10 protein-coding genes and 1 tRNA gene are annotated in these 12857 nt (G+C 45.8%); 7 read left to right on the forward strand and 4 right to left on the reverse strand.

The genetic code is table 11. The annotated features are described in order from the left end of the window. The first annotated feature begins 65 nt into the window (after positions 1-65). Positions 66-1673, forward strand: coding sequence for an ABC-F family ATPase (locus ICN17_RS07735; RefSeq protein WP_216236934.1), 1608 nt, complete (start codon positions 66-68; stop codon positions 1671-1673). Positions 1674-1723: 50 nt separating this feature from the next. Here ICN17_RS07735 and ICN17_RS07740 read toward each other — a convergent pair whose 3' ends face one another. Genes ICN17_RS07740 through ICN17_RS07755 form a run of 4 tightly spaced genes read right to left on the reverse strand, consistent with a single transcriptional unit; the run spans position 1724 to position 5218 of the window. After that, complete coding sequence (locus ICN17_RS07740) at positions 1724-1987, reverse strand: DUF1289 domain-containing protein (protein ID WP_216236935.1); 264 nt, start codon at positions 1985-1987, stop codon at positions 1724-1726. Then, positions 1984-3156 (reverse strand): GNAT family N-acetyltransferase, encoded by a 1173-nt coding sequence (locus tag ICN17_RS07745; RefSeq protein WP_216236936.1) that lies wholly within the window; start codon positions 3154-3156, stop codon positions 1984-1986. The genes ICN17_RS07740 and ICN17_RS07745 overlap by 4 nt, the downstream gene beginning before the upstream one ends. A gap of 2 nt (positions 3157-3158) precedes the next feature. Further along, the gene (gene gloA, locus ICN17_RS07750) at positions 3159-3545 is read right to left on the reverse strand and encodes a lactoylglutathione lyase (protein WP_216236937.1); all 387 of its coding nucleotides are present in this window, start codon (positions 3543-3545) and stop codon (positions 3159-3161) included. Positions 3546-3547: 2 nt separating this feature from the next. Beyond that, complete coding sequence (locus ICN17_RS07755; protein WP_216236938.1) at positions 3548-5218, reverse strand: electron transfer flavoprotein-ubiquinone oxidoreductase; 1671 nt, start codon at positions 5216-5218, stop codon at positions 3548-3550. Positions 5219-5385: 167 nt separating this feature from the next. Between ICN17_RS07755 and ICN17_RS07760 the strand changes: the two genes are divergently transcribed. The 6 genes from ICN17_RS07760 to thrS all read left to right on the forward strand — a co-directional run bounded on the left by ICN17_RS07760 (position 5386) and on the right by thrS (position 12854). Beyond that, entirely contained in the window at positions 5386-6087 is a 702-nt protein-coding gene (locus tag ICN17_RS07760) for a CoA transferase subunit A (protein ID WP_216236939.1), read from the forward strand. A 48-nt stretch (positions 6088-6135) separates the two neighbouring features. After that, positions 6136-6786: a CoA transferase subunit B gene (locus tag ICN17_RS07765; protein ID WP_216236940.1), complete on the forward strand. Its 651-nt coding sequence runs from the start codon at positions 6136-6138 to the stop codon at positions 6784-6786. A gap of 35 nt (positions 6787-6821) precedes the next feature. Next, positions 6822-8690, forward strand: coding sequence for an alpha/beta fold hydrolase (locus ICN17_RS10465; RefSeq protein WP_216236941.1), 1869 nt, complete (start codon positions 6822-6824; stop codon positions 8688-8690). Positions 8691-8703: 13 nt separating this feature from the next. Beyond that, complete coding sequence (locus ICN17_RS07775) at positions 8704-10725, forward strand: bifunctional (p)ppGpp synthetase/guanosine-3',5'-bis(diphosphate) 3'-pyrophosphohydrolase (RefSeq protein ID WP_216236942.1); 2022 nt, start codon at positions 8704-8706, stop codon at positions 10723-10725. 18 nt (positions 10726-10743) lie between these two features. Beyond that, positions 10744-10820 (forward strand) — tRNA-Val (locus ICN17_RS07780). Positions 10821-10931: 111 nt separating this feature from the next. Continuing rightward, positions 10932-12854, forward strand: coding sequence for a threonine--tRNA ligase (thrS, locus tag ICN17_RS07785; protein ID WP_216236943.1), 1923 nt, complete (start codon positions 10932-10934; stop codon positions 12852-12854). The last annotated feature ends 3 nt before the right edge of the window (positions 12855-12857 follow it).

Here is a 12857-nt window from a genome sequence, read left to right on the forward strand (position 1 = left end):
ACGGTCTTTGCCCCCAAAGATGGGGGTATCTGTTGAATTGAATTTCAGAAAGCTAGAAACCATCCGTGTTGTCCGCATCTAATATCACCATGCAGTTTGGGGCAAAACCCCTGTTTGAAAACATTTCCGTGAAGTTTGGCGGCGGCAATCGTTATGGCCTCATTGGTGCAAACGGTTGCGGTAAATCCACCTTTATGAAAATCCTAGGTGGTGAGCTTGAACCCACCAGCGGTAATGTCAGCTTAGATCCCGGTATTCGTCTCGGTAAGTTGCGCCAAGATCAATTTGCTTATGAAGACGTGCGCGTACTTGATGTCGTGATGATGGGTCACGAAGAGATGTGGAAGGCTGCAGCAGAACGCGACGCGATCTACGCTAACCCAGATGCTTCTGATGAAGATTACATGAAGGCTGCTGAGCTTGAAGGCAAATACGCTGAGTACGGTGGTTATACCGCTGAAGCAAAAGCAGGTGAGTTGTTATTAGGTATTGGTATTCCCATCGAGCAACATAACGGCCCAATGAGCAATGTTGCACCAGGCTGGAAATTGCGTGTATTGCTAGCGCAAGCATTGTTCTCTGATCCAGATGTATTGCTGCTTGATGAGCCAACCAATAACTTGGACATTCACTCCATTCATTGGCTTGAGGACATCCTCAATCAAATTAAGAGCACCATCGTCATCATTTCCCATGATCGCCACTTCCTTAATGAAGTCTGTACGCATATGGCTGATATGGACTATGGAACACTGAAGGTCTATCCAGGAAACTATGACTCTTACATGCTGGCATCTGTGCAGGCGCGGACCCAGCAGTTAAGTAATAACGTGAAAGCCAAAGAAAAGATTGCTGAATTAGCAGCTTTCGTGGCGCGCTTCTCTGCGAATGCTTCTAAAGCACGTCAAGCTACCTCACGTCAGCGTCAGTTGGAAAAAATTGAGATTGTTGAAGTGAAGCCTTCTTCACGTCAAAACCCATTTATTCGTTTTGATACTGAGAAAAAACTCCACAACATGGCAGTCGAGTGCAATGCACTTACAAAAGCCTATGACCGCGTGATTTTTAAGAACTTTAAGCTCGGTGTTCGTGCTGGTGAGAAGATTGCCATCATTGGTCAAAACGGTGCTGGCAAGACTACGCTGCTCAAATCCATCCTGAGTAAACGCTTTGATGGTATTGCTGTTGATAGTGGTGATGTGAAGTGGGCTGAGAATGCTAAGGTTGGCGTAATGCCTCAAGACAATACTGAGATGTTTGCTAAAGACGAATTACTCATGGATTGGATGAATGAGTGGCGTAATACTGGTGACGATGATCAAGTGATTCGCGGTACCTTGGGTCGTCTATTGTTCTCTGGTGATGACATTGGTAAATCTGTCAAAGTCCTCTCTGGTGGTGAAAAGGGCCGCATGATTTGGGGTAAATTGATGCTCCAAAAATATAACGTCCTAGCAATGGATGAGCCAACCAATCACATGGACATGGAGTCAATTGAAAGTTTGCAAATTGCTCTAGAGAAATTTGATGGCACTTTGATTTTCGTATCCCATGACCGTGAATTTGTATCCGCATTGGCCAATCGCATCTTAGAAGTGAAGATGGACGGTACGGTAGTAGATTACTCAGGGACTTATGAAGAATACTTACGTAGTCAGGAGTTGACCGGCTAAGCTTTTAGCTAAGTACCATTCAGCTTTAGAAACAATAAGCCTGCGAGTGATTACGCAGGCTTATTTTCTTTATTCTGTCTCTGAAAACGCATTGCAGTTCCGTCTTCGCGAATACGTTTCCAAACGGATAGCTTCTCTTCATCGGAGAGAAAAACCCAATTACTCACTTCAGATAGAGTGCGACCGCAACCTTGGCAGATTTCATCATAGAGGGTTGTACAAACTCCAATACAGGGAGAGTCAGATGCATCATCCCCTGTAGAGAGTGAATGTGAGCCATCTTGAGTTTGCGGGTTGGCGCTATCAGAATTCATAGCTGTACTTTAGTCGATTTCAGTGGGCTATGCTCGGCAAGCTCATCGACATAGGCGCCAATACCTTGGTGCTCACGATTGAGAAAATGTTCAATTGCCTTCGCAAATCTAGGGTCTTTGATTAAATGCGCAGATTGGATGGTGGTTGGTAAAAAGCCGCGCGCCATTTTATGTTCGCCTTGAGCGCCACCTTCAAAAGTCTGAATACCTTCGGCGATACAGTACTCAATAGCTTGGTAATACGCAGTCTCGAAGTGTAAGCAAGGAATATATACTTTGGCACCCCAATATCTCCCAAATACCTTGCCTAATGATCGATCTACCACTAGCAGGGAGGCCGCAATAGGAATTCCATCCTTTTCGGCAATGATTAAATGCAGATTATCTGGCATCCGTTTTTCCCACAGCTTAAAGAATGATTCATTTAAGTAAGGGGTTGAGTGGTGCTCAAGATAGGTATTTTGATAACAATCAAAAAAGAACTCCCAGTCTTGATCAGTTGATTCTTTCCCAGGAACATGCCTAAACGTAATCGCTTCTTTTGCTACTTGCTCACGTTCACGACGAATATTCTTGCGACGCTTCATGGTTAGCGCTGATAAAAATTCCTCAAAGCTCTGAAAGTCTTGGTTATGCCAATGAAACTGCACAGAATCTCTCAGTAAGAAGCCTTGTTCCTTCAACACTTTTGCTTGATTAGTCATTGGAAAGAGTATGTGCACAGAAGAGAGGTGGTTTTCTGCCAATAAAGTCTTCAGTCCACCAATTAATGCATTCTGAATTTCAACCACATCAGATTCGGGGCTGCAGAGAATGCGTGAACTCTGCACAGGGGTGAAAGGAATGGCGCAAAGTGCTTTAGGGTAATAGTTCATACCTTGCTGCTCGTAGGCCTGTGCCCATGACCAGTCAAAGACAAACTCACCATAGGAGTGCTGCTTTAAATACATGGGTATTGCGCCGATTAATTGGCCATCTTGCTTCAAAACCAAATGGGCAACTTGCCATCCAGTATTGCCACCAACGCAGCCAGTTTCTTCAAGAGCGCTTAAGAATTCATGTCTCAGAAAGGGGCCGGCATCAGGGCTAAGTAGGGCGTTCCAGTCTGCGGCAGATACATCAGAGAGATGATCTAGGATTTCTATTTGGAATTGTTCTGAGCCTATCACTATTAGCGCTGGATTAATTCAATTTTGTATCCATCAGGATCTGTGATAAAGGCAATAACGGTATCGCCACCGGCAACTGGACCAGCTTCACGGGTCACATTGCCACCTGCAACCTTTATTTTCTCGCAAGCAGCGTAAGCATCTGGAACGCTAATAGCAATGTGTCCATAAGCACTACCTAAATCATAAGAAGAAACTCCGTGGTTATAGGTGAGCTCAATCTCCGCTTGGCCGTCCGCATTGCCTTTGCCATAGCCAACAAAAGCCAGAGAGTACTTTTGCTCAGGGCGCTCGGTCGTACGCAGCAAATTCATGCCCAGTACTTTGGTGTAGAAAAGAATCGAACGATTTAAATCGCCGACGCGAAGCATAGTGTGTAGGATCATCATATTTACATTGAGGTGTAGTTAGGGCCGCCTCCACCTTCTGGTGTGATCCAGATGATGTTTTGGCTGGGGTCTTTAATGTCGCAAGTTTTGCAGTGGACACAATTCTGTGAATTGATCTGCAGGCGGGGTTTGCCATCAGTCTCAACGTATTCATAAACGCCGGCAGGGCAATAGCGTTGCTCAGGACCAGCATAAGTCTTCAGGTTTATATCAACCGGAACGGAATCATTTTTCAGGGTTAAATGCACTGGTTGATTCTCAGCATGGTTGGTATTGGAGATAAACACCGAAGAGAGGCGATCAAAGGTGATCTTGCCATCTGGTTTTGGATACTCAATTGGCCGATGTTTTGCTGCAGGCTCTAAACACTCATGATCAGCATGCTTGAGGTGCACGGTCCAAGGCACATTGCCGCCTAAGAGTTTTTGCTCTAAGCCAACCATCAAGGTGCCAAGGTAGAGCCCTTTAGACATCCATGACTTGAAGTTACGTGCTTGATTGAGTTCGGTATGAAGCCAGCTATTTTGAAATGCTGTTGGGTAAGCAGATAAAACATCGGCAGAACGATTTTCATTTAAGGCAGAAACGGCTGCTTCTGCGGCGAGCATGCCAGTCTTAATGGCCGCATGACTGCCTTTAATGCGGGAGGCATTCAAGTAGCCTGCATCACAACCAATGAGTGCGCCACCAGGAAATACTGTCTTTGGCAGACTATTTAAACCGCCAGCAGTGAGCGCACGTGCACCATAAGCAATCCGTTTACCACCTTCGAATGTTTCACGAATTTTGGGGTGCAATTTATAGCGCTGGAATTCTTCAAAAGGGGAGAGATAAGGGTTCTTATAAGAGAGACCCACCACTAGACCAACAGCAACCTTGTTATCCCCTAGGTGATAGAGAAATGAGCCGCCATAGGTATCACTTTCTAAGGGCCAGCCAGCAGTATGAACAACCAACCCCGGCTTACTCTTAGAGGATTTGACTTCCCATAGTTCTTTAATGCCAATGCCATAGCTTTGTGGGTCTGCATCCTGATCTAAGGCAAACTTCGCAATCAGCTGTTTACCGAGATGACCACGAGCACCTTCAGCAAACAGCGTGTACTTCGCACGCAATTCCATGCCAAGCTGGAACTGATCAGTAGGGTTACCTTCCTTGTCTAAACCCATTGCGCCGGTAATAACGCCACAGACTGCGCCTTGTTCGTTATACAAAATTTCAGCAGCTGGAAAGCCGGGGAAAATTTCAATGCCAAGATTCTCAGCTTGTTGTCCTAACCAGCGCGTTACGTTAGCAAGACTAACAATATAGTTACCTTCATTTTTAAAGCAGTGGGGCAACATCCAGTTCGGAACTTGATAAGAGTTATCGGAGGTTAAGAATAGAAATTGATCTTGGGTGACCTCGGTTTCAAGTGGAGCACCCATTTCTTTCCAATCAGGAAAGAGTTCAGTAAGTGCTTTTGGATCCATGACAGCGCCAGACAAAATATGTGCACCGATTTCTGAACCTTTTTCCAGAACGCAGACGCTAATATCCTTACCAGTAGTATTTGCCAATTGTTTGGCTTTAATCGCTGCTGATAGACCAGCTGGACCACCGCCAACGATGACTAGGTCATAGTCCATGGACTCTCTGGGTCCAAATTGCTCTAGCAGTTCTGCAGCATTCATTCAAATTCTCCGGAATTTCTTCAAAATAGGCTTTTCAGCCCCATTAGTTTAGTTCGAATAGAGAAAAACCAAATTAGTGCATAGGTAGTAGCTAGGCTGCCCAGGCTTAAGACGCTGAGGCGTTATGATTACTTTTTTACTCATTTTGGCATTATTAGGACAAAGTTATGAATAAAACCTACCCATCGGCAGTCGATGCCTTGAGGGATATCTTAAAAGACGGACAAAAAATAGCTGTTGGTGGTTTTGGTCTGTGTGGCATTCCAGAAGTACTCATTCAAGCGGTAAAAGATTTGGGCGCACAGAATTTGACTGCGATTGCCAATAATGCAGGTGTTGACGGATTCGGTTTAGGTCTCTTGCTGAACTCTCGCCAAGTGAAAAAGATGGTTGCCTCTTATGTTGGAGAGAATAAAGAATTTGAACGTCAGTTTTTAGCGGGTGAGCTAGAGTTGGAATTCACACCTCAAGGTACTTTGGCAGAAAAATTACGCGCTGGTGGTTGTGGTATTCCTGCCTTCTATACAAAAACTGGAGTTGGTACTTTGGTTGCTGAAGGCAAGGAAGTAAAAGAATTCGATGGTGAGAAATACATTATGGAGCGCTCCATTATTTCCGACATCTCTTTGGTGAAGGCTTGGAAAGCAGATAAGTCTGGTAACTTGGTATACCGCTACACCGCACGTAACTTCAATCCAGTCGTAGCAATGGCTGGCAAGATCACAGTGGCAGAAGTCGAAGAGATCGTTGAGAACGGCCAACTGCATCCAGATGAAATTCATACCCCAGGTATTTATGTGCACCGCTTGGTGCTGCACAAAACCCCCGAGAAGCGTATTGAGCAACGCACATTGACTGCAACAGCTTAATAACCATACACAGAAGAGCAACAGAACAGAATATTTAGGAAGATTGATATGCCTTGGACTAGAGATGAAATGGCAGCACGTGCTGCTAAAGAATTAAAAGACGGTTATTACGTAAACCTCGGAATTGGAATGCCGACCCTGGTGGCAAACCATGTGCCAAAAAATATGGAAGTGTGGCTGCAATCAGAAAATGGTTTGTTGGGTATTGGCCCATTTCCAACTGAGGAAACGATTGATGCAGACTTAATCAATGCAGGCAAGCAAACGATTACGACCTTGCCTGGTTCATCGATTTTTTCTTCTGCTGATTCATTTGGCATGATTCGTGGCGGCAAAATCAATATTGCAATTCTGGGTGCAATGCAAGTGAGCGAGCATGGCGACTTAGCCAACTGGATGATTCCAGGAAAAATGGTGAAGGGCATGGGCGGTGCAATGGATTTAGTTGCAGGCGTGAAACATGTCGTTGTCTTGATGGAGCACGTTGCCAAAAAGAAAGATGGCTCAGAAGAGCTCAAGATTTTGCCTAAGTGCACATTGCCATTAACTGGTGTAGGTGTAATCAGCCAGATCATTACCGATCTTTGTGTTTTAGACATCACTCGTTCTGGTTTGAACTTAGTTGAATTGGCTCCTGGTGTGACTAAAGAGGAAGTGATCGCCAAAACTGGCGCCCCTGTTGATACCAGCGGTTTTTAACCCTTCTCACCATTTAATGAAATAATGGGATCACCATGTCGGGATCCCATCGTTCACATTCAGCCAAGCCTAGAGTTCAAACTAGCTCTGAATTAGACCCTTCGTTGCATGCCCACAAAAAGGGTGATGCAAGACATACTCACAGTAAACAAGTCTCAAATCAAAACCTACTTCTAATAGCACTGATCCTCACACTGGGTTTTGCAGGAGTTGAGGGTGCCGCCGCTTATTTCGCGAATTCCTTAGCATTAATCTCCGATGCCGGTCATATGGTGACTGATGCCGCTGCCTTAGGTTTAGCGCTCTTGGCACAAATAATTTCCCGTCGCCCACCCTCACCAAAACATTCATTTGGCTTTGGTAGAGCTGAAGCGCTTGCTGCATTTGTCAATAGCATTGCGATGCTGGCTTTAGTTGCATGGATAGTATTTGAGGCGATTACTCGTTTCTATGACCCACATAAAGTAGATGGCTTTACGGTTACCGTAGTAGCAGCCATTGGTCTCGTCATGAATCTCATCGTTGCTTGGGTGCTCTCGCGCGATAAGAAAAGTGTGAATACCCGTGCAGCACTCGTTCATGTGATGGGTGATTTGCTCGGATCTATTGCAGCCTTAATAGCCGGTATTGTGATCCAGTTGACTGGCTGGATGCCAATCGACGCAATTCTTTCCATTCTGGTATCACTCTTGATTCTTAAATCAACGATTTCTATTTTAGGTGAGTCATACCACTTCCTCATGGAAGGTGTGCCATTACACATTGATTATTTGCAAGTGGGTAAAGACTTAAGAGCTGTCCCTGGCGTGCTAGCAGTGCATGACCTCCATGTTTGGGAGATGACACCGAGTTTTCCAGCCTTGATTGGTCACATTGAAATTGCTGAAATTCAAGAATGGCCTGAAATCATGTCTCGTATTAATGAGATGCTTTTGGATAAGCATGGCATTGACCATGTGACCTTGCAGCCTGAAATATTTGGCGGTGTTGATGAGCACACTCATGATGAGAATTTGCAGGATGATATTCATGTGTCACCAGTGATGCACCAGGGCGATACCTTTTATGTAACGTGCGTTGATGGTGAGAGCACGCATCGTATGGCTTATCACGCTTGGGGCAACCCCAGAAATCCAAAAGTCTTGCTGTGTGTGCATGGCTTAACAAGACGCGGTAGTGACTTTAAGACGCTTGCTGAAGTGATGTGTCAAGACTATTACGTTGTTTGTCCTGATATTGTTGGCAGAGGAGATTCAGATCGCCTCAGCAATCCAATGCAATATGCCGTACCTCAGTATGTAGCTGATATTGCTCAGCTCGTCAAAACGCTTGGTGTGGCTCACATTGATTGGTTTGGAACTTCGATGGGTGGGCTGATTGGTATGGTGTATGCAGCAATGCCAAACTCCCCAATACGAAGAATGTTGATTAATGATGTAGGCCCCAAAATTGAACCTGATGCCATCAAGCGTTTAGGCTCATATGTTGGCCAGCCATTTTCATTTACCAATCGTAGCGAGGCTCTAAATAGACTGAATGCAATTTGCTCTACCTTTGGTGAGCACACTCCTGAGGAGTGGGAGACCTATAACGGCCCTATGCTGATTGAGCGTAATGGCTTGTGGATCATGCACTATGACCCTAATATATCCGTGCCGTTTGCTTCAGTGAATCCAATTATGGCTAAAGCGGGCGAAGTGGCAATGTGGCATGCATTTAAGCAAATTCATATTCCGATGTTGATCGTACGTGGCGCAGAGTCTGACTTGCTTTCTGCAGCTACTGTTGCCCAGATGTGCAAAGTCAACCCCTATGCGCGCAGTATTGAGATTCCAAATGTAGGTCATGCACCTGCATTTGTGAAAAAAGAACAAATAGCGTTAGCAAAAGAATTCTTCAGTTAAGTCTTGGTTGCCAATGGCAAATGCTTCTAACAAATCTGCAAATGCATTATTCACAGATGCTTGGTATGGCGAGCCAGCAGAATCTCATGCTGCTGGCGTTTTACAAATACTCCAAACACTTAACTTGGATGACGCCACATTAACGGCTGCAAGCAATATTGCTCGCACGCATGGCAAAGATGCTCTCAGTAAATTCATTGGCGAAGAACCTGCAAAGCTCTTAATTGGTTATCGAGGCTTACGCCAGGCTCAGGGAAAGCTCGTTCGTGATGATGGTGGATTAAGTGTTACCGGCCAAGAAGAGATGTTACGCAAGATGCTTTTGGCATTTGGTGATGATTTGCGGGTTGTCTTGATCTATCTTGCTTCGCGTCTACAAACCCTACGTTGGGTTGCGCATGAAAAAATGACCATGCCTGCAGCTTGGGCGCAAGAGATTCTTAATATTGATGCTTCCTTGGCAAATCGCCTGGGTATCTGGCAGATGAAGTGGGAGATGGAGGACTTGGCATTTAGAGCTATGTCGCCAGATACTTATCGTGATATCGCCAAAATGCTAGATGCCAAACGAATTGAGCGTCAATCATTTATTGATCGTATTGTTTTGCAGCTTCAAGACGAGCTGAAGACGGCGCAGATTGATGGTGAGGTTCTAGGTAGACCAAAACATATCTATAGCATCTGGAAAAAGATGCAAGGCAAGTCACTCGACTTTGCTGATCTTTATGATGTGAGGGCGTTTCGTGTTCTAGTGGCAGATGTCAAATCTTGCTATGCAGTCTTAGGTATCGTCCATAACGTATGGCAACCAGTGCCACGTGAGTTTGATGACTACATTGCGCGCCCTAAGCCTAACGGCTATCAATCACTGCACACCGTGGTGATGAATGAAGACGGCACAGCTTTTGAAATTCAGGTGCGTACACAAGAAATGCATCAACAGGCTGAATATGGTTTAGCAGCGCATTGGCGCTACAAAGAGGGCGCCTATATTGGAATGGCTACACCACCCAACCCCACCAAAACGACTAAACCTAGCTCTGCCCATCAGCAAGGTACACATAGTGCTGAGGTTGCTTATGAACGGCAGATTGCTTGGGCACGACAACTGATTTCCTGGAAGGAAGATGCTTGGGAGCAGCTTAAGCATCATGAGATCGATGATCACATCTATGTACTTACACCACTGGGTAAGGTGATTTCACTAGAGAAGGGCTCAACTCCAGTTGACTTTGCCTATGCAGTGCATACCAGCCTCGGGCATCGTTGTAGAGGTGCGCGAGTAGATGGTTCGATGGTGCCTTTGGAGACTTCATTACAAAATGGTCAGACTATTGAGATCATTGCCGTAAAGCATGGTGGCCCTTCACGAGATTGGATTAGTCCTGATAAGAACTACTTACGCTCACACAGAGCGAGATCTAGAGTGCGCGCTTGGTTCAATGCACTTGATGACGAGGAGGCAGGGCTTGCCGCAAAACCTGTAGAGAATAAAACAGAGGTCAGTACCGAAGAAAAAGCTCCCGTACCAGAAATTGTTCTCCGCAATAGCACTCGCAAGAGTGGACAAAGTGGCGATGTCTTAGTAGTTGGCGTAGATTCTTTGTTGACGCAGTTGGCACGTTGTTGCCGACCCGTACCTCCAGATTCAATCGCAGGCTTTGTGACGCAAGGTAGAGGAGTCTCGATTCATCGACGCTCTTGCAAGACTTTTAGAGGTCTTTTGGAGAGAGCTCCAGAAAGAGTGATTCAAACTGCGTGGACTGCTAATGCCAACTTAGCCGCAGACAATGATCAAAAGCGGGTGTTTCCGGCTGATTTGGTGGTGACTGGCCTAGATCGACAAGATCTCATGCGCGAACTCTTTGAAATTCTGACGCGGCAGGGGGTGCATGTCATTGATCTCCGTAAATCCGCTAAAAAGGGCCTCGCTCAGATCCTTTTAACAGTTGAAGTGAAGGATTCTGAAGTATTGCGCCTTGTTCAAAATAGCCTAGAAGAGGTTAAAGGGGTCACCCAAGTACGCCGCCGGTGATAAACTCTATGGCTGTATAGGCTCGTAGCTCAGCTGGTTAGAGCACCACCTTGACATGGTGGGGGTCGTTGGTTCGAGTCCAATCGAGCCTACCAACGAATAAGACCCAATGGGGAAACCCAAGGCGCGGATGCCCATAAGCTGCCGCGCTTTATTTTTAGGTCATAGTAGTAAAACGGAAGTTCAGTAAATAAGATGGAGTCATCATGCTTGTAGTTACTCTGCCCGATGGATCAAAACGTGAGTTTGAGGCCCCAGTTCGCGTAGCGGATGTTGCTCAAAGTATTGGTAGTGGCCTTGCTAAAGCAGCCCTAGGTGGCATTGTTGATGGCAAGATGGTTGATACCAGTTTTGTCATCGACAAAGATAGTCAACTCGCCATCATTACTGACAAGAGTCCTGAGGCGCTCGAGATCGTGCGTCACTCTACAGCGCATTTATTAGCATACGCTGTCAAAGAATTATTTCCAGAAGCACAAGTCACCATTGGTCCAGTAGTCGAGAATGGCTTTTACTACGACTTCTCCTATCACCGTCCATTCACGCCAGATGACTTGGTCGCCCTTGAAAAGAAAATGACTGAGCTCGCTAAAAAAGATGAGCCAGTCGTTCGTACCGTGATGCCACGTGATCAAGCTGTTCAATTTTTTAAAGATCAGGGCGAGAAGTACAAAGCAGAATTGATTGCTGCTATTCCGCAGGGTGAGGATGTGTCTTTATATGCAGAAGGCAAATTCACTGATTTATGTCGTGGCCCCCACGTACCTTCTACCGGTAAGCTCAAAGTATTTAAGCTGATGAAGCTTGCTGGTGCTTACTGGCGTGGCGATAGCAAGAATGAGATGTTGCAGCGTATTTACGGTACGGCTTGGTTACATAAAGAAGATCAAGATGCCTATTTGCACATGCTTGAGGAGTCTGAGAAGCGCGATCATCGTCGCTTAGGTAAGCAACTTGATTTATTCCATTTTCAGGAAGAAGCGCCTGGCTTGATTTTCTGGCATCCAAAAGGATGGTCGATTTGGCAGGAGGTTGAGCAATACATGCGTCGCGTGTATCAGCAAGAAGGCTATCAAGAGGTCAAAGCTCCCCAAATTTTGGATCGCGCACTTTGGGAAAAGTCCGGCCACTGGGAAAACTACAAAGAAAACATGTTCACGACTGAGTCGGAGAATCGTGCATACGCATTAAAGCCGATGAACTGTCCTGGACACGTACAGATTTATAACTCTGGTTTGCATAGTTATCGTGAGTTGCCATTACGCTTCGGTGAGTTTGGGCAATGTCACCGTAACGAACCATCTGGTGCATTACATGGCTTAATGCGCGTGCGAGGTTTTACACAAGATGATGGACATATTTTCTGTACTGAAGATCAGATTCAGTCTGAAGTAGCCAACTTTGATAAAGCGGTCCGCGCCGTATACCAAGATTTTGGCTTTACTGAAGTTGCTGTGAAGCTTGCCTTACGTCCTGCAAAACGCGTTGGTGACGATGCGATTTGGGATAAAGCGGAAGAGGCTCTTCGAGGTGCTTTGAAGGCTTCCGGCCAAGAATGGGAAGAATTGCTAGGCGAGGGTGCTTTTTATGGCCCTAAGATCGAATATCACCTGAAAGACTCCATTGGGCGTACTTGGCAGTGTGGCACGATTCAGGTGGATTTCTCGATGCCGGCCCGCTTAGGTGCTGAATATGTGGCTGAGGACAATAGTCGTAAGACCCCGGTCATGCTCCACAGGGCAATTGTGGGCTCTTTAGAACGTTTTATCGGCATTTTGATCGAAAATCACGCTGGAAACATGCCAGTTTGGCTTGCTCCTACCCAGGCAGTGGTCCTCAATATCTCTGGAAATTCTGCTGCATATGCACAACAAGTGCAGCAATCGCTGAAAAAACAAGGGTTTAGAGTCGAATCCGATTTGCGGAATGAGAAAATTACGTATAAAATTCGAGAGCACGCATTACAGAAGATCCCATTTTTGCTAGTTGTAGGCGATAAAGAGTCTGAAAGTAATACGGTGGCCGTTCGTGCCCGTGGCGGAGTGGATTTAGGCGTTATGCCTCTTGATGCCTTCGTTGCCCGACTCCAGCAGGATATATCCCAGAAAGTCGGACCCGAGCCTAGCTAGGGG

Origin of the sequence: Polynucleobacter sp. 73C-SIWE (assembly GCF_018882465.1) — a bacterium.
Classification (GTDB): Bacteria; Pseudomonadota; Gammaproteobacteria; order Burkholderiales; family Burkholderiaceae; genus Polynucleobacter.